Origin of the sequence: Streptomyces coeruleorubidus, assembly GCF_028885415.1 — a bacterium.
GTDB lineage: Bacteria > Actinomycetota > Actinomycetes > Streptomycetales > Streptomycetaceae > Streptomyces > Streptomyces coeruleorubidus_A.
Genome location: NZ_CP118527.1, coordinates 2,750,719 through 2,773,648, shown reverse-complemented (window position 1 = coordinate 2,773,648; position 22,930 = coordinate 2,750,719). Strand labels below are relative to the sequence as shown.

15 protein-coding genes and 1 pseudogene are annotated in these 22,930 nt (G+C 70.9%); 8 read left to right on the top strand and 8 right to left on the bottom strand.

The genetic code is table 11. The features are described 5' to 3' along the window. The first annotated feature begins 49 nt into the window (after nt 1-49). From PV963_RS12910 to PV963_RS12880, 7 genes and pseudogenes are all read left to right on the top strand, one after another. Nucleotides 50-1,732 (top strand): glycoside hydrolase family 13 protein, encoded by a 1,683-nt coding sequence (locus PV963_RS12910; RefSeq protein WP_274815802.1) that lies wholly within the window; start codon nt 50-52, stop codon nt 1,730-1,732. Between the two features lie 117 nt (nt 1,733-1,849). Next, nucleotides 1,850-3,223, top strand: a complete 1,374-nt coding sequence (locus tag PV963_RS12905; protein ID WP_274815801.1) for an alpha-amylase — start codon at nt 1,850-1,852, stop codon at nt 3,221-3,223. A gap of 158 nt (nt 3,224-3,381) precedes the next feature. Further along, nucleotides 3,382-4,794 (top strand): glycoside hydrolase family 30 protein, encoded by a 1,413-nt coding sequence (locus PV963_RS12900; protein WP_274815800.1) that lies wholly within the window; start codon nt 3,382-3,384, stop codon nt 4,792-4,794. Nucleotides 4,795-4,889: 95 nt separating this feature from the next. After that, a pseudogene (locus PV963_RS12895) lies at nt 4,890-5,867 on the top strand (non-reducing end alpha-L-arabinofuranosidase family hydrolase); the annotation flags it as partial. 117 nt (nt 5,868-5,984) lie between these two features. Then, entirely contained in the window at nt 5,985-11,381 is a 5,397-nt protein-coding gene (pulA, locus tag PV963_RS12890) for a pullulanase-type alpha-1,6-glucosidase (protein ID WP_274815798.1), read from the top strand. 74 nt (nt 11,382-11,455) lie between these two features. After that, on the top strand, nt 11,456-13,075 hold the full coding sequence (locus PV963_RS12885) for a fused response regulator/phosphatase (RefSeq protein WP_274815797.1): 1,620 nt from the start codon (nt 11,456-11,458) through the stop codon (nt 13,073-13,075). 29 nt (nt 13,076-13,104) lie between these two features. Next, the gene (locus tag PV963_RS12880) at nt 13,105-13,461 is read left to right on the top strand and encodes a 5-carboxymethyl-2-hydroxymuconate Delta-isomerase (RefSeq protein WP_274815796.1); all 357 of its coding nucleotides are present in this window, start codon (nt 13,105-13,107) and stop codon (nt 13,459-13,461) included. Between the two features lie 6 nt (nt 13,462-13,467). Here PV963_RS12880 and PV963_RS12875 read toward each other — a convergent pair whose 3' ends face one another. From PV963_RS12875 to PV963_RS12865, 3 genes are all read right to left on the bottom strand, one after another. After that, nucleotides 13,468-14,157: a TetR/AcrR family transcriptional regulator gene (locus tag PV963_RS12875; protein ID WP_274815795.1), complete on the bottom strand. Its 690-nt coding sequence runs from the start codon at nt 14,155-14,157 to the stop codon at nt 13,468-13,470. A gap of 117 nt (nt 14,158-14,274) precedes the next feature. Then, on the bottom strand, nt 14,275-16,197 hold the full coding sequence (locus PV963_RS12870; RefSeq protein ID WP_274815793.1) for a hypothetical protein: 1,923 nt from the start codon (nt 16,195-16,197) through the stop codon (nt 14,275-14,277). A 47-nt stretch (nt 16,198-16,244) separates the two neighbouring features. Next, nucleotides 16,245-16,772: a tetratricopeptide repeat protein gene (locus tag PV963_RS12865; protein WP_274815792.1), complete on the bottom strand. Its 528-nt coding sequence runs from the start codon at nt 16,770-16,772 to the stop codon at nt 16,245-16,247. Nucleotides 16,773-16,918: 146 nt separating this feature from the next. Between PV963_RS12865 and PV963_RS12860 the strand changes: the two genes are divergently transcribed. After that, on the top strand, nt 16,919-17,368 hold the full coding sequence (locus PV963_RS12860) for a hypothetical protein (RefSeq protein WP_274815790.1): 450 nt from the start codon (nt 16,919-16,921) through the stop codon (nt 17,366-17,368). Nucleotides 17,369-17,450: 82 nt separating this feature from the next. Here PV963_RS12860 and PV963_RS12855 read toward each other — a convergent pair whose 3' ends face one another. The 5 genes from PV963_RS12855 to PV963_RS12835 all read right to left on the bottom strand — a co-directional run bounded on the left by PV963_RS12855 (nt 17,451) and on the right by PV963_RS12835 (nt 22,881). Further along, the gene (locus PV963_RS12855) at nt 17,451-18,992 is read right to left on the bottom strand and encodes a DUF1996 domain-containing protein (protein WP_274815789.1); all 1,542 of its coding nucleotides are present in this window, start codon (nt 18,990-18,992) and stop codon (nt 17,451-17,453) included. Nucleotides 18,993-19,195: 203 nt separating this feature from the next. Next, nucleotides 19,196-19,849, bottom strand: a complete 654-nt coding sequence (locus PV963_RS12850; protein WP_274815788.1) for a LuxR C-terminal-related transcriptional regulator — start codon at nt 19,847-19,849, stop codon at nt 19,196-19,198. Further along, nucleotides 19,834-21,105: a sensor histidine kinase gene (locus PV963_RS12845; protein WP_274815787.1), complete on the bottom strand. Its 1,272-nt coding sequence runs from the start codon at nt 21,103-21,105 to the stop codon at nt 19,834-19,836. Before PV963_RS12845 ends, PV963_RS12850 begins: the two co-directional genes overlap by 16 nt. Before the next feature lie 52 nt (nt 21,106-21,157). Next, a complete protein-coding gene (locus PV963_RS12840) occupies nt 21,158-22,183 on the bottom strand; it encodes an SDR family oxidoreductase (RefSeq protein ID WP_274815786.1) in 1,026 nt (341 codons plus the stop codon). Nucleotides 22,184-22,266: 83 nt separating this feature from the next. After that, complete coding sequence (locus tag PV963_RS12835) at nt 22,267-22,881, bottom strand: winged helix-turn-helix domain-containing protein (RefSeq protein ID WP_274815785.1); 615 nt, start codon at nt 22,879-22,881, stop codon at nt 22,267-22,269. Between the last annotated feature and the right edge of the window lie 49 nt (nt 22,882-22,930).

The window sequence follows — 22,930 nt, the reverse complement described above, 5'->3', positions numbered from 1 at the left end:
ACTCTCGAACCCGCTCGAGCGGGGGGACCCCCATCGCATCAAGGACGACATGAGCCAGCAGTACTCAGCCGCCCCGACCCCCACTTCCGCATCGGCCGTCGCCACCGTCGCCAAGCGTCGCGACTGGTGGCGGGACGCGGTGATCTACCAGGTGTACCCGCGCAGCTTCGCCGACAGCAACGGCGACGCCATGGGCGACCTGGAAGGTGTCCGCACCCGTCTGCCGTACCTGCGCGACCTCGGCGTGGACGCCGTGTGGCTCAGCCCCTTCTACGCCTCGCCGCAGGCCGACGCCGGCTACGACGTCGCCGACTACCGGGCCGTCGACCCGATGTTCGGCAACCTCCTGGACGCCGACGCGCTGATCCGCGACGCCCACGAGCTGGGCCTGCGGATCATCGTCGACCTCGTGCCCAACCACTCATCCGACCAGCACGAGTGGTTCAAGCGGGCCGTCGCGGAGGGCCCGGGCTCACCGCTGCGGGACCGCTACCACTTCCGCCCCGGCAAGGGGAAGAACGGCGAACTCCCGCCCAACGACTGGGAGTCGATCTTCGGTGGCCCCGCCTGGACGCAGGTCCCGGACGGTGAGTGGTACCTGCACCTCTTCGCGCCCGAACAGCCCGACTTCAACTGGGAGCACCCGGCGGTCGGCGACGAGTTCCGTTCCATCCTGCGCTTCTGGCTGGACATGGGCGTCGACGGCTTCCGGATCGATGTCGCCCACGGTCTGGTGAAGGCGGAGGGGCTGCCCGACCTTGGATCCCATGAGCAGGTGAAGCTTCTGGGCAACGATGTCATGCCGTTCTTCGACCAGGACGGGGTGCACGAGATCTACCGCCAGTGGCGGCTGATCCTCGACGAGTACTCGGGTGAGCGAATCTTCGTCGCCGAGGCGTGGACGCCGACCATCGAGCGCACCGCCAACTACGTCCGCCCGGACGAGCTGCACCAGGCCTTCAACTTCCAGTACCTCAGCACCCACTGGGACGCCGCGGAGATGCGGGAGGTCATCGACCGCACCCTGGAGGCCATGCGCCCGGTCGGCGCCCCCGCCACCTGGGTCCTGTCCAACCACGACGTGACCCGGCACGCCACCCGGTTCGCCAATCCGCCCGGCCTCGGCACCCAGATCCGCCTTGCCGGCGACCGGGAACTGGGCCTGCGCAGGGCCAGGGCCGCGACCCTGCTGATGCTCGCGCTGCCCGGCTCGGCCTACATCTACCAGGGCGAGGAGCTGGGCCTCCCGGACGTCGTGGACCTGCCGGACGAGGTGCGCCAGGACCCGGCGTACTTCCGGGGCGCGGGCCAGGACGGCTTCCGCGACGGGTGCCGGGTGCCGATCCCGTGGACCAGGACCGGGTCGTCGTACGGCTTCGGCGACGGTGGCAGCTGGCTGCCGCAGCCGGAGGGCTGGGGTGAGCTGAGCGTCGAGGCGCAGACCGGAGAGCCCGGCTCGACGCTGGAGCTGTACCGGGCCGCGCTCGCCGTGCGGCGTGAGCAGCCCGACCTCGGCGCCGGCTCCTCCGTGGAGTGGCTGCGGGCGCCCGAGGGCGTGCTCGCCTTCCGGCGCGGGGAGTTCGTGTGCGTCGCGAACACCACCGGCGAGTCGGTGGCGATGCCGGCGTACGGTCGGGTGCTGGTCGCGAGCGGGGAGATCGTCGAGGTCGACGACGAGGCCAAGGTGCCGGCCGACACCACGGTGTGGTGGACCACCGCGGTCACCACCTGATTTTCCGTTGAATTCCGCACGGCCCGCTGCCCTTTCGGGCGGCGGGCCTTTACCATCTGCGTCACCGCAAGGTTTCTGAACCTTGCAGCAAGAACCTTCAAAGAAGAAGGGACCCACATGGCAGGCAGACACCTCTCCGCCGCCGTCGCGCTCGCCGCGGCTGCGGTTGTCATGAACCCGACCAGTGCACAGGCCTCCCCACCTGGCACCAAGGACGTCACCGCCGTCCTCTTCGAGTGGAAGTACGCCTCCGTCGCCCGCGAGTGCGGCAGCACGCTCGGTCCCGCCGGATACGGCTACGTCCAGGTCTCCCCGCCCGCCGAGCACATACAGGGCCCGCAGTGGTGGACCTCGTACCAGCCGGTCAGCTACAAGATCGCCGGCCGGCTCGGTGACCGCGCAGCCTTCCGGAACATGGTGAACACCTGCCACGCGGCCGGTGTGAAGGTCGTCGTCGACACGGTGATCAACCACATGTCGGCGGGCAGCGGCACCGGCACCGGCGGCTCGTCGTACACCAAGTACGACTACCCCGGCCTGTACTCCTCGTACGACTTCGACGACTGCACCTCCCGGATCGGCAACTACCAGGACCGCTGGAACGTCCAGCGCTGCGAACTGGTCGGCCTCGCCGACCTCGACACCGGCGAGAACCACGTCCGCGGCGCCATCGCCGGGTACATGAACGACCTGCTCTCCCTCGGTGTCGACGGCTTCCGCATCGACGCGGCCAAGCACATGGACGCCGCCGACCTCGCGAACATCAAGTCGCGGCTGAGCAATCCGTCGGTGTACTGGAAGCAGGAGGTCATCTTCGGTGCCGGCGAGGCCGTCCAGCCCACCGAGTACACGGGCAACGGCGACGTCCAGGAGTTCCGCTACGCCTACGACCTCAGGCGGGTCTTCAACAACGAGAACCTCGCCTATCTGAAGAACTACGGCGAGGGCTGGGGCTACATGAACAGCGGCGTCTCCGGCGTCTTCGTCGACAACCACGACACCGAGCGCAACGGCTCCACGCTGAACTACAAGGACGGGGCCAATTACACCCTGGCCCACGTGTTCATGCTCGCCTGGCCCTACGGCGCCCCCGACATCAACTCCGGCTACGAGTTCACGGACCACGACGCCGGCCCGCCGAACGGCGGCACGGTCGACGCCTGCTGGCAGGACGGCTGGAAGTGCCAGCACAACTGGCCCGAGATCAAGTCGATGGTCGGCTTCCGCAACGCCACCCGCGGTGAGCCGGTCACCGACTGGTGGGACAACGGCGGCGACGCCATCGCCTTCGGCCGGGGCGGCAAGGGCTTCGTGGCCGTCAACCACGAGTCGGGCTCCCTGACCCGGACCTACCAGACGTCGCTGCCGGGCGGGACCTACTGCGACGTGCAGAGCAACACGACGGTGACGGTGGACGCAGGCGGCCGGTTCACCGCCACCCTCCGCGCGAACACGGCTCTCGCCCTCCACGCCGGCAGGCCGAACTGCTGAGTGCGAGCGCCCCGATGCGGTGCGTGGGGGATTGACGCTTCCGGAACGCTGTCCTACGTTCCCTCCTCAATGGCAACTCCCTGAACACTGTTCAGCACCCCGAACACTCGCCCCTCGGAAATCCCGAGGGGCGACCGCATACCACAGGGAGCGCTCCCATGGCTGGACGGATCACGCTGCGCAGACTCAGAACGTGGACGGTCACCTCCCTCGCGGTGCTGCTGACGACCGCCGGAGTCACCGCCGGGACCTCACCCGCCGAGGTGGCCGCTTCGGCCACCGTCAACGGCTCGACCCGGCACCAGCCCATCGACGGCTTCGGCATCTCCGAGCACTTCGGCCGGGCCGAGATCATGCGAGGCTCGCAGGGCCTGCCCGCCCAGCGCCAACGCGAGATCCTCGACCTGCTGTTCAGCAGGACCACGGGCGTCGGCCTGAGCATCCTGCGGCTCGGCATCGACTCGGGCATCCAGCCGACCGACCCCGGCGGACCGAACGCGGCTCCCAAGTACGTCTGGGACCGCGACGACAAGGGCCAGGTGTGGCTCGCCCAGCAGGCCAAGGCGTACGGAGTGAACCGCTTCTACGCCGACGCCTGGAGCGCCCCCGGCTATATGAAGACGAACGGCACCGACGCGAACGGCGGCACCCTGTGCGGCCTCGCCGGTGCCACCTGCGCGAGCGGCGACTGGCGCCGGGCGTACGCGAACTACCTCGTGCAGTACGCCAGGTTCTACGCCCAGGAGGGCATCCGCGTCACCGACCTCGGGTTCGTCAACGAGCCCGACTACACCGCCCCGTACGACTCCATGCGGCTCACGCCCGCCCAGGCGGCCGAGTTCACCAAGGTCTTCGGGCCGGTCGCGAGGGCCGGCGGATACAAGGTCGTCTGCTGCGACTCCTTCGGCTGGAACCAGCAGAAGAACTACACCAGGGCGATCGAGGCAGACGCGACGGCCCGCGGCTTCGTCGACACCCACGCCGGCCACACCTACGCCAGTCCGGTCGACGGCCCCCTGCCGACCCGGAAGCGGACCTGGATGTCGGAGTGGTCACCCAATGGCACGACGTGGAACGAAGCCTGGGACGACGGCAGCGGCTACGACGGCTTCACCGTCGCCTCCGCCGTGCACGACGCCCTGACCAAGGGCAACACCAGCGGTTACGTCTACTGGTACGGAGCCTCGGTCGGCGCCACCCGGGGCCTGATCCAGATGGACGGGGAGAACTACCACGTCTCCAAGCGCCTGTGGGCGCTGGCGAACTACAGCCGCTTCATCCGGCCCGGGGCCACCCGCATCGGCGCCACCACGTCCGACGGCGACCTCAGGCTCTCGGCGTTCCGCAACACCGACGGATCCGTGACGGTCGTGGCGCTCAACGCGGCAGCCGGTGCCACCCCGGTGTCGTTCAGCCTGCAGAACATCGGCTTCACCACCGGCACGGCGACCCCGTATCTGACCAACGGCTCCCACAGCACCGCCCGGCAGCCGGGCGTTCCGGTCACCGGGGGCTCGCTGAAGACCACGGTTCCGGCCCGCTCGCTCGTCACCTACACCCTCCAGCGATAGGAGACACGATGCGCCTGACAAGACGTCTGGGAGTCCTGGTCGGCGGGCCGGCCCTGCTGTTCGGCGCCCTGGTGTCGCCGACCTCGGCGTCGTCGGACGCGGCGGCAGCCCTGCCGAGCAGCTTCAAGTGGAACTCCAGCGGGGTGCTCATCTCCCCGAAGTCGGACGCCACTCACCAGCTCAGCGCGATCAAGGACCCGTCGGTCGTGTACCACAACGGCCGCTGGCACGTGTTCGCCAGCACCACGACCACCAACGGCACGTACAGCATGGTGTACCTCAACTTCGCCAGCTGGCAGCAGGCCGCCTCCGCGCGGCACCACTACCTGGACCGGACGGCGATCGGCGCCGGGTACAAGGCCGCGCCCCAGGTCTTCTACTTCGCGCCGCAGAAGCTGTGGTACCTCGTCTACCAGACCGGCGACAACGCGGCGTACTCGACCACGGCGGACATCAGCAACCCCAGGTCGTGGACCGCGCCGAAGAAGTTCTACGCCAACGGCATGCCGCAGATCATCAGGGACAACATCGGCAGCGGCCACTGGGTCGACTTCTGGGTCGTCTGCGACAGCGCCAAGTGCTACCTGTTCTCCTCCGACGACAACGGCCACCTGTACCGGTCGGAGACCTCGCGGGCCAACTACCCGAACGGCTTCACCAACACCGTCATCGCGTTGCAGGACTCCAACAAGTACCGCCTGTGGGAGGCCGCCAACGTCTACAAGATCAAGGACTCGACCACCTACCTGCTGCTCAACGAGGCCATCGGCAGCGGCGGCAAGCGGTACTTCCGGTCCTGGACGTCGAACAGCATCGCGGGCACCTGGAAGCCGCTGGCCGACACCGAGTCCAACCCCTTCGCGCGCTCGAACAACGTCACCTTCGGCGGCACCGCCTGGACCAGGGACATCAGCCACGGCGAGATGGTCCGCCACACCAACGACCAGACGCTGACCGTCAATCCGTGCCGGCTCCAGTACCTCTACCAGGGCATGGACCCCGCGGCGAGCGGCCCCTACAACACGCTCCCGTGGCGGCTGGGCCTGCTGACGCAGACCAACTCGACCTGCTGAGGGGCGCCGCTGAAAAATCTTTCCAACGGTTTCAGGACTCTTGCTGTAAGCGTTTCGGCGGCGATACGGTCGCGCGGGGTCGGACCCGAGAGAGCCGCAATCGCAAGGAGTCCGTCAGTGATACCGAGATGGCCGGTGCCGTCCAGGCGCCGAACCTCCCGTGCCGGACGGGTCGCTGTGGTCACCGCCACCGCGCTGGCCGCAGCACTCGTCCAGCCTCTCGCCGCCGGGGCGGCCACCCCACCGGCGCCTCCGTCCGACGCGAAGCTCGCCGCCGAGCCCGCCCGCCACGACGCCACCCGCGAGCAGTTCTACTTCGTCCTGCCGGACCGCTTCGCCAATGGCGACCCGCGCAACGACAAGGGCGGGCTGACCGGTTCGCGCCTGTCCACCGGCCACGACCCCACCGACAAGGGCTTCTACCAGGGAGGCGACCTCAAGGGCCTGACCAAGAAGCTCGACTACATCAAGGGCCTGGGCACCACCGCCCTCTGGATGGCCCCGATCTTCAAGAACCAGCCCGTACAGGGCACCGGGGCGAACGCCTCGGCCGGTTACCACGGCTACTGGATCACCGACTTCACCCAGGTCGACCCGCACTTCGGCACCAACGAGGACCTCGAAACCCTCATCGACAAGGCGCACGCCAAGGGCATGAAGGTCTTCTTCGACGTCATCACCAATCACACGGCGGATGTCGTCGACTACGAGGAGAAGTCGTACGACTACCTCTCCAAGGGCGCCTTCCCGTACCTGACCAAGGACGGCGAGCCCTTCGACGACGCCGACTACGCGGACGGGCGGCGGGACTTCCCCGGGGTGGGCAGCGGCTCCTTCCCGCGCACGCCCAAGGTGACCAGGGACAACAAGGTCCCGTCCTGGCTCAACGACCCGACGATGTACCACAACCGCGGCGACTCCACCTTCGCCGGGGAGAGCTCCGCGCACGGCGACTTCTCCGGCCTCGACGACCTGTGGACCGAGCGGCCCGAGGTCGTGCGGGGCATGGAGAGGATCTACCAGCGCTGGGTGCGGGACTTCGACATCGACGGCTTCCGGATCGACACCGTGAAGCACGTCAACATGGAGTTCTGGACCCAGTGGGCCACGGCGCTGGACGCCTACGCGGCCAGGCAGGGCCGCGACGACTTCTTCATGTTCGGCGAGGTCTACTCGGCCGACACGGACGTCACCTCCCCGTACGTCACCCAGGGCCGCCTCGACGCCACGCTCGACTTCCCCTTCCAGGAGGCGGCCCGCCAGTACGCCTCCCAGGGCGGCAGCGCGCAGCGGCTCGCGAGCGTCTTCGGCGACGACTACAAGTACACGACCGGCAAGGCCAACGCGTACGAGCAGGTCACCTTCCTCGGCAACCACGACATGGGCCGGATCGGGTACTTCCTGAAGCAGGACGACCCGAAGGCCACCGACGCCGAGCTGCTGAAGAAGGCCGAGCTCGCCAACGAGCTGATGTTCCTCAGCCGCGGCAACCCCGTCGTCTACTACGGCGACGAGCAGGGCTTCGCCGGCGCGGGCGGCGACAAGGACGCCCGGCAGAGCATGTTCGCCTCCCGCACCGCCGACTACCTCGACGACGACCGGATCGGCACCGAGCGCACCCACGCCGAGGACGCCTACGACACGAGAGCACCGCTCTACCGACAGATCAGTGCTCTCGCGGGGCTCCGCAAGGCCCACCCCGCCCTGGCCGACGGCGTCCAGCAGCAGCGGTACGCGGCCGACGGCCCGGGCGTGTACGCCTTCTCCCGCACCGACGCGAGGAGCGGCATCGAGTACGTCGTCGCCGTCAACAACGCGGACGAGGCGAAGACGGCCACGTTCGCCACCGGTTCGGCCGGCATGGCCTTCAAGGGCATCCACGGCACCGACGCCTCCCTGAAGAGCGACGGCGACAGGAAGCTCACCGTCACCGTCCCGCCCGGCTCGGCGATCGTCCTCAAGGCGGCCGGCGGGCTCGCCGCGCCCGCCACCGAGCCGACGATCACCCTGAAGGCCCCGGCGGCCGGCGCCACCGGCACCGTGGAGCTCTCCGCCGACGTCGACGGGGGCCAGCTCAACCGCGTCGTCTTCGCCGCCCAGGTCGGCAACGGCACGTGGAAGACCCTCGGCTCCGCCGACCACGCCCCGTACAAGGTCACCCAGACCATCGCCGAGGACGTACCGCCCGGCACGGCCCTGCGCTACAAGGCGGTCGTCGTCGACTCGGCCGGCCGCACCGCGAGCGCCCTGGCCGCCTCCACCACCGGCACCCCGCCCGCCGAGCAGCCGCCCGGCGCCTCCTCCCGCGACTACGCGATCGTCCACTACAAGCGCGCCGACGGGAACTACGCCGACTGGGGCCTGTACGCCTGGGGCGACCTCGCCGACGGCGAGGCCACACAATGGCCCGACAGCCACCCCTTCACCGGCCGTGACGCCTACGGCGCCTTCGCCTACGTCAAGCTCAAGCCCGGCGCCTCGACCGTCGGCTTCCTCGTCATCGACAAGGACGGCGACAAGGACGTCGCCACCGACCGCACGATCGACGTCACCAAGACCGGCGAGGTCTGGATCGAGCAGGGCAAGGAGACCGTCACCACCGAGCGCCCGGACCACCCGGCGCCGGACAAGACCAAGGCCGTCCTGCACTACCACCGCGCCGACGGGAACTACGACGGCTGGGGCCTGCACGTCTGGACGGGCGCCGCGCACCCCACCGAGTGGTCGAATCCCCTGAAGCCGGTCAAGACTGATACGTATGGTGCGGTCTTCGAGGTACCGCTCAGCGACGGTGCCACCAGCCTCAGCTACATCATCCACAAGGGCGACGAGAAGGACCTGCCCGCCGACCAGTCGCTCGACCTCCGGGCGAGCGGCCACGAGGTGTGGCTGTTGAGCGGCCAGGAGGAGTACCTGCTCCCGCAGCCGGCGGGCACCTCGGCCGCGCTCGACCTGACCACGTCCAAGGCGGTCTGGATCGACCGGAACACCCTCGCCTGGAACGGCTCCGAGGCCGCCGCCTCCACCCAGCTGCTGTACAGCCGGGACGGCTCGATCGCGGTCAAGGACGGCGTGCTGACCAGCGACGACGAGAGGTGGCTCCGTCTGTCCGGGACCACCCTCACCGATGCCCAGAAGGCGAGGTTCCCGCACCTGAAGGACCACGCCGCCTGGACCGTCGATCCGCGCGACCGCGACCGGGTGCGTGAGGCGCTGCGCGGCCAGGTGGTCGCCACACAGCGGGCCGCGAACGGGGCCGTCCTCGCGGCGACCGGCGTGCAGATCGCCGGCGTGCTCGACGACCTGTACGACGCGACGAAGAGCGACCTGGGGCCGACGTTCTCCCGGGGCCGTCCCACCCTGTCCGTGTGGGCACCGACCGCGCAGTCCGTGGCACTGGAGATCGGCGACTCCACCGTGCCGATGCAACGCGACGACACCACCGGCGTCTGGTCCGCCACCGGCCCGAAGTCCTGGAAGGACAAGCCCTACCGGTACGTCGTGAGGGTCTGGGCGCCCAGCGTCCGCAAGGTCGTCACCAACAAGGTCACCGACCCCTACTCGGTCGCCCTCACCGCTGACTCAGAGCGCAGCCTCGTCGTCGACCTGGACGACAAGGCCCTCGCGCCGAGCGGCTGGTCCTCGTACGCCAAGCCCAAGGCCGTGCCGCTGAAGGACGCCCAGATCCAGGAGCTGCACATCCGGGACTTCTCCGTCGAGGACCGCACGGCGAAGCACCCCGGCACCTACCTCGCCTTCACCGACAAGGCGAGCGACGGCTCCAAGCACCTGCGCGAGCTGGCGAAGGCGGGCACCTCGTACGTCCATCTCCTGCCCGCCTTCGACATCGCCACCATCCCGGAGCGCAAGGCGGACCAGGCGAGCGTCGACTGTGAGCTGGCCTCCTACCCGGCCGACTCGGACAAGCAGCAGGAGTGCGTCGGGAAGATCGCCGCGAAGGACGCCTACAACTGGGGTTACGACCCGTACCACTACACGGTCCCCGAGGGCTCCTACGCCACCGACCCGGACGGCACGGCCCGCACGGTCGAGTTCCGCGAGATGGTCAAGGCCCTCAACGACGACGGCCTGCGGGTCGTCATGGACGTCGTCTACAACCACACCGCGGCGAGCGGTCAGACGGAGACGAGCGTCCTCGACCGGATCGTCCCGGGCTACTACCAGCGGCTCCTCGCCGACGGCTCGGTCGCGAACAGCACCTGCTGTGCCAACACCGCCACCGAGAACGCCATGATGGGCAAGCTGGTCGTCGACTCGATCGTCACCTGGGCCAAGGCGTACAAGGTCGACGGCTTCCGCTTCGACCTCATGGGCCACCACCCGAAGGCCAACATCCTCGCGGTCCGCGAGGCCCTCGACGCGCTCACCCCTCAGAAGGACGGCGTCGACGGCAAGAAGATCATCCTCTACGGGGAGGGCTGGAACTTCGGCGAGGTCGCCGACGACGCCCGGTTCGTCCAGGCCACCCAGAAGAACATGGCAGGCACCGGCATCGCCACCTTCTCCGACCGGGCCCGTGACGCCGTGCGCGGCGGCGGCCCCTTCGACGAGGACCCCGGCGTGCAGGGCTTCGCCTCCGGCCTCTACACCGAACCCAACTCCTCGGAGAACAACGGCACTCCGGCCGAGCAGAAGGCCCGCCTGCTGCACTACCAGGACCTGATCAAGGTCGGGCTGTCCGGCAACCTCGCCGGCTACCGGTTCACCGACACCGGCGGTAAGGAGGTCAGGGGCTCCGAGGTCGACTACAACGGCTCACCCGCCGGTTACGCGGACGCCCCCGGCGACGCCCTCGCCTACGCCGACGCGCACGACAACGAGTCCCTGTTCGACGCGCTCGCCTTCAAGCTGCCCGCCACGACGAGTGCGTCCGACCGGGCCCGTATGCAGGTCCTCGCCATGGCGACGGCCACCCTGTCCCAGGGCCCGGCCCTCTCCCAGGCGGGCACCGACCTGCTGCGCTCCAAGTCCCTGGACCGCAACTCCTACGACAGCGGCGACTGGTTCAACGCCGTCCACTGGAACTGCGCCGACGGCAACGGCTTCGGCCGCGGACTGCCCATGGCGGCCGACAACGCCGACAAGTGGCCATACGCCAAGCCCCTGTTGAGCAAGGTCAGGGTGGGCTGCGAGCAGATCGAGGGCGCCTCGGCGGCATACCGGGACCTGCTGCGGATCCGTACCACCGAGCGGGACTTCTCCCTCGGCACCGCCGAGCAGGTGCAGTCCCGGCTCTCTTTCCCGCTGTCCGGCAAGGACGAGACACCCGGTGTGATCACCATGCGGCTCGGTGACCTCGTCGTCGTCTTCAACGCCACGCCCGAGCGGCGGGAACAGCGCGTCCCCGCACTCGCCGAAGAGGGCTACCGGCTGCACCCGGTGCAGGCGGCGGGGGCGGACTCTACCGTCAAGTCGTCCTCCTACGCGGCGGAATCGGGCACGTTCGCCGTTCCGGGGCGCACGGTCGCCGTCTTCACCCGGGCCGCCGGATAGCCGCACTACGTTGGGTGAGGCAGGCCGTGACCGACGGTCTGCCCCACCCACGTACGCCCTTAGGGGCTGAAGAGATGGACGGCAACGGCACGCAGCAGAACCCCGGAACCACCGTGCTGGTCGTGGACGACGTCGCGGCCAGCCGGTACGCCATGGGCGCGGTGCTGAGCCGGGCCGGCCACCAGGTCGTGCCGGTCGCCAGCGGCGGCGAGGCGCTCGTCGAACTCGACGTCCGGCTGCGGGACGGCACCCTGCCCGACGTGGCCCTCGTCGACGTGGGCCTGCCGGACATGAGCGGCTTCGAACTGTGCCGCCGGGTCCGGGCCCGGCCGCCCATGGCAGCGCTGCCCGTCGTGCACTTCTCCGCCGCCGCGACCGCGCCCGGCGACCGTTGCCGGGGACTGGACGCGGGCGGCGACGCCTATCTGACCGTGCCCGCCGAGCCGCAGGAGATCCAGGCCGTCGTACGGGCCGCCGTGCGCGGGGCCCGCCGCAGCACGGGCGCCGAGACCGCCGTCCACCGTCTGGCGCTGCTGTCCGAGGCCATCGTCACCGTGCAGGCCGCGCGCTGCCCGCGGGAACTCGCCGCCGCGGCCGCCGACGGCGCCACACGCCTCGCCGCCTCGCCCGCCGTGGTGTTCGTGATCGGCCCGGACGGCGAGCCGTACCGGGGCACGGCCCGGTGCCGCCCCGCGCCGGCGGACAGCGGCGCGCACCAGGCGGCGGCACGGCTGGTCACCCGGCTCGCGGAGGGCCGCACGGGCGTCAACAGCACCGTCGTCCCCGCGCCGCTGTGGCCGGCCGGGATGTTCCGGCCGGGCGTCGAGGAGGACGCCCGCCTGACCGTGGCGACCGCCCAGGACGGCCGGACGGCGGTCTGCCTCGCCACGCCGGTGCGGCGCGCCGCGATCATCGACCCCGCGGCCGACGGTCTGCTCGCCCGCCTCGCCCAGGCCTGCGCGCTCGCCGCCGAGCCGCTGCTGCTGTACCGGGTGGAGCGGCACGTCGCGCTCACCCTCCAGCACAGTTTCCTGCCCCAGCCGCACAAGCTGCCGCATCTGCCCGGCGTCGACATCGTCGTCCGCTATGTGCCCGCCTCCCGGCAGACCGAGATCGGCGGCGACTTCTACGCCGCCCTGCGCACCGGCGAGGGCGTGCTCACCGCCGTCGGGGACGTCGTCGGGCACTCACTGGACGCGGCCACCGTCATGGTCGAGATCCGGCACGCGCTGCGCGCCTACTGCGTGACCGAGAGCGACCCGGTGGTTCTGGCCGAGCGGCTCGACCGGATGCTCCAGCAGTACCACCCCGACGTCACGGCCACCGTGTGCCTGGCCCTGGTCGATCCCGGCAGCGGGCGGGTGCGGATCGCCAACGCCGGGCACATCCCGCCGCTGATCCTGCACGACGGGGGCGGCGCCGACTACGTCGACGCCTGCGGTCCGCTGCTCGGGCTGGGCCTGGAACGGCCCGCGCCGACCGAGCGGCACCTGGCCCCCACCGACCGCCTCCTCATGGTCACCGACGGCCTCATCGAGACCCGCGGCACTCCCCTGGAGACCTCCCTGGAACAACTCCGCACGGCCGCCGCCGACGCCCCGGCCGGCCTCGACCCCCTCTGCGACGTGCTGCTCGGCTGCTTCGGCCGCGACCGGGAGGACGACATCGCGATGCTGGCCCTGCGGTTAGGGTGAGCCCGTTGCCGCCCAGAACAGGAGTGCTCATGCCGCAGATCACCGTCGACTATTCCGCCGACCTCGCGGACGACTTCGACCGGCCCGGGTTCGCGAAGGCGCTGCACGAGGCGACCGTCGAGATCGCGGCCGCCAAGCCGCCGGCGTGCAAGACGCGGTTCCGCCGGACCGAGGACGTCGTGGTCGGCCCCGAGACCGAGGGGCACGCCCATGTGCACGTCCACATCGCGCTGCTCCCCGGCCGCACCGAGGAGACCAAGGCCCGGCTCACCGAGGCAACGCTGGAACTGCTGCGCACCTACCTGAAGGCCGCCGAGGGACGCGTGCTGCACGCCTCCGCCGAGGTGCGCGAACTGGACGCGTCCTACCGGAAGTTCGAAAGCTGAGCGGTCTCAGGTCGCCGGCGCCAGCAGGCGGCCGGCCAGGTCGGCGAACGGGCCGTCGGCCGGCTCCTCCTGGGCGATGCGGCGCATCAGGGCGCCCATCTCCGCGTCCTGGGCGGCGCTGACGGCGGTGAGCGCTGCGAAGTCGTGGACGAGCTGGATCTCCAGCTCGGCCCGCGGGATGCGCCGCCCGTCCAGCCAGATCAGCGCCGTCGACTCGGCGAGCGAGATCCAGGACCGCACGACCAGTTCCAGCCGCGCGGGCGGATCGGTCACGCCCAGGTGCGAAAGGATCTGGACATAGGCGGCCTGCCGTACGGAGTCGATGAGCGCGTTGGTCGTGGAGGAGCCGACCGCCGGACCGCCGCGCATGAGGGCGGAGAAACCGGGGCCGTGCTCGTCCACGAAGTCGAAGAAGCGGTGCATCACACGCAGCAGCCGCGCCCCCAGCGGCCCCTCGTGCGGCTCCACGAAACGGGCCGCGAGATCGTCCGAGGCCCGCTTCAACGCGGCCTCGTACAGGCTGAGTTTGCCGGGGAAGTAGTGGTAGACCAACGGGCGTGAAATGCCCGCGGCGGACGCTATCTCGTCGATGGAGACCTCGTCGGGCGAGCGGCGGCTGAACAGTTCGAGGGCGACGCCGATCAACTGCTGCCGCCGCTCCTCGACTCCCAATCTGCGGCGAACCCCGGTAGTCATGCGAACACCTTACCGATCGATTCCGGCCTCGAACGGATCGGATCGGTCCGGGATCGGTCGAGGATCGATCGGGGATGGTCACCCAGGGGCGCCGGGCGGGGGCGCCTCAGCCGCCGCTCAGCGCAGCCCGCCGATCGAACGCCCGTCCCGCAGCGTCCCCTTCAGCTCGGCCCGCGCCCCCTGCTCGGCCGGCACGGTCAGCAAACTGGTCTGCGACGACCCGCCGACCCCGCCCGTCGCCCGGATCGACGCGGTCTCCCGGCTGCCGGCGGCCAGCAGATACCAGTCGCCCATCTCCGACTTCCACAGCACTCCGGCCAGCACGTGCGGCTCGCGCGCCCCGCACGCCGGGACGTTCTCGGCCTTCGCCGCAACCGCCCCGTACGTCCCGCCCGGCGTGTGGAACTGGGCCAGCACCCGCGCCCCGCCGCCCCGCCAGGTCTCGGCCCGGGTGCACACCCACGCGGCCGCACCGCTCGCGTCCGGCAGCGGCTGCTCGTTGAACGCCCAGGCGTTGACGCTCCGCACGCCCGCGGAGCGAACCGTGCCCAGCGAGCAGGCGAACGGCCCCCAGGTGCGCAGCGCCTCGGCGCCGGACGCCTCGCCCGGGGACCCGGGCCGTCCGGCGGTGAGCCGGGCCGGGACCATTTCTCCGAGGTCTGTCAGCAGCCGCGTTCTCGTGCCGTCGGTCAGTTGCAGCACGTTCCACGACGTGCACGCGCCGGCCCGCAGGACCGGGCTGGCCAGCGGCGCGGTCACACCGTCGGTGAGGGCCAGGTCCATCGCGCCGGAGCCCGGCCTCGTCAGATCCCGCTCGCCCGCCTTCCTCACCCAAGGGGCGGTCAGATAACGGACGTTGCCGTCGGCCCGGCCCAGGACCACCGCCCCCGCCTCGGCCCGGCCCGCGCCGTCGACCCGGGCGAAGTCGAGGGCGGCGCCCTGCGTGCCCTCCTTCGGCTCGGCGTACCGGACGATGCGCAGACCGTCGTGGAGGAGCACCACGCGCGCCGCGTCGACCGTCCCCGCGTACAGCAGCTGGGGCGGTCCGGCCGGGCCGCCGGAGGCGGTGCCGGGCGTCGCGGACACCCGGACCGTCTCGCCCGGGCGGGCCCAGACGGCCAGGGCGCGACGCAGCAGGGCCGAGTCGCCGGTGAGATCGCCGCGGGCCGGCCACGCCGAGAAGTCGGTGCGCGCCGAGCCGCGCCACGCCGTGGGAGGGACCCTGGTCAGCTTCGCCGGGTCCAGGGCGGCCTGGGCGGCCGGGTTGCGCGCGTACGGCGGCGCGGCGGCGCCGTCGGGCCCCCAGCCCTCGCCGGGCAGCCCCAGCAGCGCCCCGCACACCAGCAGGGCCGCTCCGGCGGCCAGCGCGGCCTTCAGGTGCTGACGGCGCCGCATCAGGTCGGTGGGCCGGGCCTGGAGCGAGCAGGGGTCGAACTCGGGGGAATCGAGCAGCCCGTACTGCGCGGGGACCCCGTCGGCCTCCAGCAGCGCACCGTCCGCGTCGGCGACACCCGCGGCCGTGAGCACCTCGCGCACGCCGTCGTCCGTCAGCCGCTCCAGACCGCGCAGCGCGTACGCGGCCCGGGCCGGTCCTGACAGGGTGGACAGCCGCTGGTCCAGGGCGAGTTCGTCGGCGCCGCCGGAGCGCGGGAACAGCTTCAGCCCCCACACCTGCGGCAGCGCCGGCGGCAGCTGGGACCGCTTCGGCCATGCCGTGCGCTTCAGCGGCAGCCCCGCCTCCAGCGCCGTACGCAGCACCTGGAGACGGACCAGCGTGTAGCCCGGGTCGCCGTCACGGCCGGTCGACTGGGCCGGGATCATCGGCGCCGGGGTGCGGTTGCGGGGGAGTGCGCGCTGGGTGAGGGCGTGCGCGGTCAGAACGCGCCTGCTGCGGCCCAGGCCCGGCGGCAGCACCAGATAGGCGAGCCGCACGAGCCGCGGATAGTGCTCGACGAGCGCGGCCTCGGCCCGCTCGACATCGACGACCGGACCGGCGGGGGAGGGGGACGCGGGGCGCTGGGCGACATCCTGTGGCTGCACGTTCAGCAGAACGAGCGAATCGGGGGATGGTCACCTGACCACGGGGGTCAGGCTCCCGGCTGCTCCCCGGGCTCCACGAGCGCCTGGGCGTAGTACGCCGCCGAGCGTTGGTAACGGGCCATATGAGGCGCCAGCGTGCCCAGGGCGAGGGACAGCGCCTCCCGGTCCCTGCCGAGGCTAGACAGGCACAGGGCGAGGAAGAACCGCACGGGATCGTCCAGCTCGTCGGACGGCGCGTCCAGTTCCGCTTCGAGCAGCTTGACGCCCTCCGCCGCCTGCCCGATGTTCCGCAGTGAACTGGCCAGCTGGATCTTCGTGCGGCGGGCCTTGTAGGGGCTGACGCGGGCGAGGCCGAGGTCGAGCGCCTCCCGGTAGAGCGGGACGGCCTTGTCCGAGTGGCCCGTGGAGTCCCAGGCACCGGCCTGCTCGAACGGCCCGAGCGGGCTGCCCTCCGGCAGCTCGGCGACGAGGGCGTCGACGTCGGCGCGGAAGCGGGCCTCGTCCTCCTCGGTTTCGGCGTAGTCGTCGAACCGGTCCCACAAGGCGGCCACGCGATCTTCCCAGTCCTGGTTCACGGGGACACATTCGCACGGACGTGCCTACGCCGGCACCCGAATTTGAGCGCTGCGCCCGCCACAGCCGTATCGAAGGCGAGAGCCTCTTGCCGGGGCTCCGTGCGGCATGCGTCCGGACCGTGCCGTGACAAGGACCGGAGGAACAGATGAGGGTGACCCGACCGATGCTCGCGCTGAGCGGCGCGGTGGCGATACTGGCGCTGGCCGGCTGCGGATCCGGCGGCAAGGACGAGGCGGCCGTGCCGGAGGAGGTGACCGGTAGCCTGGAGCACATCGCGGCAGAGGCCAAGTGCAAGCCGAACATGCAGACCGACGCCGACGAGATCCGCCAGGCCCTCTGCAAGAAGGGCAAGGAGAAGTACGTCCTCGCGACCTTCGCCACCGACCGCGGCCAGCGCGAATGGCTGAACAGCGCCAAGGACTACGGCGGTTACTACCTCGTCGGCCGCAAGTGGGTCGCCGTCGGCCAGGAGAAGACGGTCACGGCGCTCCAGGGCACCCTCGGCGGGACCATGGAGGAGGGCTCCGAGCACATGAACCCCGGCGGCAGCCACAACAAGGGCGGCCACGACGGCGGCAGCAGCCATCACGGCTGACCGCGCGGGCGGAAACGGCAAGCGAAAGCCGGCGGTGGGAAAATCCCACCGCCGGCTTTCTGCTGTTCTTACCGGGTGAGGACTACTGGCAGTCCTCGCCGTTGTTGATGCACTGGACCATCTGGTTCATCACGTTCTCGTCGAAGAAGTTGATGAAGTCGTTGTGGTCCGTGATCGGCTTGTGCAGCTGCTCCGGGAAGCCGTCGAGCGCGTAAGCGTTCTGCACCTGCCCGTTCTCGATCTGCGGGGCCGGGATGTCGTAGACCAGCTTGGCCTGCAGCTGGGGGATCGCCTGGAACCCCTGGGGACAGCTGCCGTCCTCCTGGACGAAGGCCACGTGGTCGCGGTGGTTGGCGCTGTCGATGTTCTGGCCGTCCCAGCAGCTCTGGAAGTTGGACGTCCGCACCACGGAGCTGCCCTCGGGGCAGATCGGGTACTTGTCCGTCACCTGCCGGTCCTCGAAGCCGGTGCAGCTCCAGGAGGTGTTGGCGTTCTTGAGGCCGTTCGTGAAGGCCTTGGCGTCACCGGTGATGATGCGCAGGGCCGTCGGCATCGCGACAACGTCGCTCGTCTTGTTGCCGACGAACTTCAGCTCGGCCTGGGAGACCTGCTGGATCGTGCCGACGTTGCCGTCCTGACCGCCACCGGGGGCGTTCGCGTCGACTTCGTTCTGACCGTCCTGGACGCGGATCACCGGCCAGTAGTAGGTCGACTTGTCGCCCTGGTTCTGGCAGCTGGTGTCGGCCTGGAGGAACTCCTGGTCGCTGGTGAAGGCGTCGTTGTCCTGGTTGCCGACGTAGTCGTGCTGGTGCTGCGCACCGTTGCTGACACCGGGCGCCACGATCACGTTGTCCGAGTTGCGGTTCTCGTTCTCGTTGGTGCCGCAGTTCGTGGTGAAACTGCCGGTCGAACCGGAGTCCCCGTTCGCGGCCAGACCGTTCGGCAGGTTGCGGGAGTTGGGCTGGACGTCCTCGATGTTGACGAAGTCGTCGGCCGCGGGGCCGTTGTCGGCCTGACCGCCGTTGCCGCCCTGGCCCTGGTCCTGGCCGTTGTCACCGCCCTGGTCCTGACCGCCGTCCTGGTTCTGGTCCTGGCCGTCCTGGTTCTGGCCGTCGTTGTTCTGACCGCCCCCGGCGTTGCCGTCGTTGGTGTTCGCGTCGGCGGCCATGCCCTTGCACTCGGCCATCTCGGCGAGGTTGCCCGGGGCTTGCCCGCCCACCCGCCGGATGTTGATGCCGATCCGGTCGATGGCCGCGACCCGCTTCGACTTCAGCGGGCCGAGGATGGCGTTGTTGACGAAGCCCGGGTCACCGGCCTGGGCCTGGCGCGTGGAGGCGAGCCGGGAGTAGGCCTCGCTGATCTGCTTGTCGAGGTTCGCCAGCTCCTTGTCCACCCCCTGGCGCGCACCGTCCGGCACGTCGGTCAGCTGCTGGCCGACGTCCGGGCACTGGATCGTGGCGACCTGTGCGCCCGCGGACTTCGTCTGGTTCGCCGAGTTCTCCTCATGCGCCGAGGCATAGAAGTTTGCCCAGATCAGCCCGCCCCCACCGAGCGCTAGGGCCGCCGATGCGGCTATGGCCTTGGTGGCCATCGGCGTCCGGCGTTTTCTTGTGTTGCGTCCCATGGAACTCCTCTGACTTCCTTTTTCGGGGGCATCGAGGCGCCCGACAGGAGTGAAGCGGCTCCCATCCATACGGAGGCCGTCCCAGGGGTGTTCAGATGTCTCGGAAATCGATGCGAGATTCGTGAGGGAGCTGTGTTCTCAACGGCCCCTTGCACACCGGGAGTTGTTGATCCTCGACGGTGTGTGAATAAGCAGGTCCGTTTTCACCGGCCGTGGTCGAGATACGCGAGAACGGCCAGCACGCGCCGGTTGTCGTCGTCCGAGACCTCAAGGCCCAGTTTGGCGAAGATGTTCGCGGTGTGCTTGGCGATCGCCCGTTCCGTCACGACCAGCCTGCCCGCGATCGCCGCGTTGGACCGGCCCTGCGTCATCAGCTCCAGCACCTCCCGCTCCCGGGGCGTCAGCCGGGCCAGCGGCCGGCCGTCGCCCGCCTGCCGCGCCAGCAGCTGCTGGATGACCTGCGGATCCATCGCCGTCCCACCGGCGGCGACCCGCCGCACCGCGTCCACGAACTGCTCGGCGTCGAACACCCGGTCCTTCAGCAGGTATCCGACGCCGCCGCTGCCGTCGGCGAGCAGCTCACGCGCGTACAGCTGCTCCACGTGCTGGGAGAGCACCAGCACCGGCAGCCCGGGCCGCTTCCTGCGGGCCTGAAGCGCGCACTGCAGCCCCTCGTCGGTGTGGGTGGGCGGCAGGCGTACGTCGACCACGGCGACGTCCGGTTCCAGCTCGGCCAGCGCGGCGGCCAGTTCGGGACCGGACTCGACGGCCGCCGCGATCTCGAAGTCGTGCGCCTGGAGCAGCCGGACGAGTCCGTCGCGCAGCAGGAAGAGGTCTTCGGCTAGGACAACGCGCAAGGGATCTCCATGGTGACCATGGTGGGACCGCCCGCGGGGCTGCCGACGGCCAGGACGCCGTCGAATGTACCCAGTCGCCGCTCCACCCCGGCCAGCCCGGAACCGGCCCCGATCACCGCACCTCCCTTGCCGTTGTCGGTGACGGTCGCCCGCAGATGGCCGTCCGCGTGGTGCAGGTCGACCCAGATCCGGTCGGCGCCGGAGTGCTTCACGGCGTTGGTGAGCACCTCGCTCAGGGCGAAGTACGCGGCCGACTCCACGGGCGCCTCCGCCCGCCCGGGCAGGTCCACGTTCACCTCGGTGACCACCGGCAGCCGCAGCGCCAGCGCCCGTACGGCGTCGCCCAGCCCGCGCTCGGCCAGGACCGGCGGATGGATGCCGCGCACCAGCTCGCGCAGCTCGGACAGCGCCTCGACCGAGGACCTGCGGGCCTGCGCGATCAGCTCCTTGGCCTTGGCCGGGTCCTTGTCGAGGAGCGCCTCGATGGCGCCCAGGTCCATGCCGACCGCCACCAGCCGGGCCTGGGCACCGTCGTGCAGGTCCCGTTCGATGCGCCGCAGTTCGGCGGCGGAGGTGTCGACGGCGTCCCGTCGGGTCTCGGTCAGGACCCGTACGCGCTCGGCCAGTTCCCCCTGGTTCGAGCCGAGGACGGCGCGGGTGAGCCGGAAGTGGGCGTCCAGCAGGCGCGGGGTGAGGAAGTGGGCGAAGAAGAGCAGGACGAGGGCCAGGACTCCGGCGCCGAGCGCGGAGCTCTGGTCGTGGACCCGCACGAACCCGTACCAGTAACCGCCGTCCCCGTCGAGGAGCCGCCACATCCAGGCCGCGATCGCGATGCCCTCCAACGGGTAGAAGAGCAGCACGGCCGGCAGCAGCGCGGTGACGAACCCCGCCGTCATGTCGACCGGCAACCACCTCAGGTCCCGCCAGGTCGCCGGGTCGCGCAGCATCCCGAAGGTGCGCGTCCACGGGTTGGCGCCCCTCGGCAGCGGCCGGTACGCCGGCGGTATCCGCACCCCGCCCCACTCCGCGGCGAGCACCCGCCGCCAGTTCGCGAACGCCCGCACCCCCGTGAGCACGTACGGCGTCGTGACGAGCCCGACCCCGATCGGGATGAGCGCGAGGGAGACGAGGGACAGGCATAAGCACAGCACCGCCCCCGGCAGACTGACGAGGGCCAATGCCAGCCCCCGCACCGCGGCGAGCCCGATGCCCCGCCCCTTCGTACGCCCGTTGCCGCTCTTCGTGTCGATGGTCATGGCGTCAGTCTCGCCGAGCGGGGGTGCGGGGTCACTGGGCCGGAACACCCGGTCAGGGGGTGGTGTTACGTACACCCCCGGCGGCCGCGAGCACCTTGGCCTCAACCTCCGGGTCGAGGCCCGGGCTCGGCAGGCCCGGGCGCTGTGGCGCAGCGCCGCCGACGTCTTGGAGCCACCGCCAGGTGTCGGCCACGGTCTCCTCGACGGGCCGGCAGCTCAGCCCCGCCGCGACCGCCCGTGAGACGTCCCCGCTGTGCAGGGCGTCGTGCAGGTCACTGCCCGGCGGCACCCACACCGGCAGCTCGGTCCACGGCTGGATGCCCGCCTGGAGGATCACCTCCGGCTCGGTCCACCGGAGTTCGGCCGCGCCGCCGGTGACCCGTGCGCAGGTGTCCAGCAGCTCGCCCATCGTGGTGTGCCCCGGCGGACTGACCAGGTTGTACGGCCCACTCAGCTCCCGCTCCGCCGCGTGCAGGACCCACTGGGCCAGGTCACGGACGTCCACGTACTGGAGGGGCAGGTCGCGCGGGCCGGGGGCCAGCATCGGGCCGCCGCGCGCCGTGCGGGCCAGCCACCAGGGCAGCCGGCCGATGTTCTCGTACGGGCCGAGGATCAGCCCGGCCCGTACGAGCACCGACCGGTCCTCGCCGAAGGCGTCCAGCACGGCCAGTTCACCACCGAGCTTGTCCTGCGCGTACGCGGTCTGCTCCGCGTCGGCCGAGGCGCCCTCCACCAGAGGTGCGTCCTCGCCGTGCTCGGCGGTCCGGGGCCAGTCGTACACCGAGCGGCTCGACACGTACACGTACCGGCGGACGCGGCCCCGCAGCAGCCGCGCCGCGTCCCGCACCACGCGGGGCGCCGCCGACCAGGTGTCGACGACGACGTCCCACTCGCCCGGGTCCTCGGCGAGGGCGGCGAGACCGCCGGGCGCGGTGCGGTCGCCGAGCAGCGACCGCACACCCTGCGGCGCCTCGTGCCGCCCCCGGTGGAAGACGGTCACATCCCAGCCTCGCCCCAGGGCCGCCTCCACGACGGCCCGGCCCACGAACTCCGTACCACCCAGCATCAGAAGTCTCATGACGATGACTCTGCCCGCCGGGGCGGCGGGACGGAACGGGGATCTGCCGTCAGCAGACGGGCGGGCGCCGGCGGCTCAGTGCCTCACCGGGGCACCGGGGGCACGTACTTGTAGCCGACCCGCCGCACCGTGCGGATCGTGTCGCGGTGCTCGGCGCCCAGCTTGCGGCGCAGGCGGGCGATGTGGACGTCGACCGTACGGCCGTCGCCCACGTGCCCGTAGCCCCACACCGTGCCGACCAGCTGGTCGCGGGTGTGCACCCGGCCCGGGTGCGCCACCAGGTGGGCCAGCAGCTCGAACTCCAGGTACGTGAGGTCGAGGGGCCGCCCGGCCACCTCGGCGGTGCGCTGCACGGTGTCGACGCGGATCAGCGGCTCGCCGCCCGGCTCGGGGGCTTCGAGGTCTGCGGGGCCTTCGGTGCCTGCCGGGCGGGCGGCCTCGGGCCGGTCCGGCACCGCCGCCGGGAACGGCGGCTGCTGGTCGGCCGGGACGAGGACCAGATAGCCGACCATCGGTGGCTGCCCCGGCAGCGTGGGCAGGGTGTGCTGGGGCGCCGGGAGCCAGGTGGCACCCGGAGGCAGCAGATCCGCGACCGTGACCACCTCGTCCCGGTCGACGGCACGCAGCCGATGACGGGGCCCGGTGGCCGACGGGGCGTTGAAGGGGGCGGCGGGAGACAGGGAACGAGTGGTCGCCATGAGAGGTCAGCTCTTTCGCGCGAGGAGTTCGTCGGAGAGGTCGACGGCC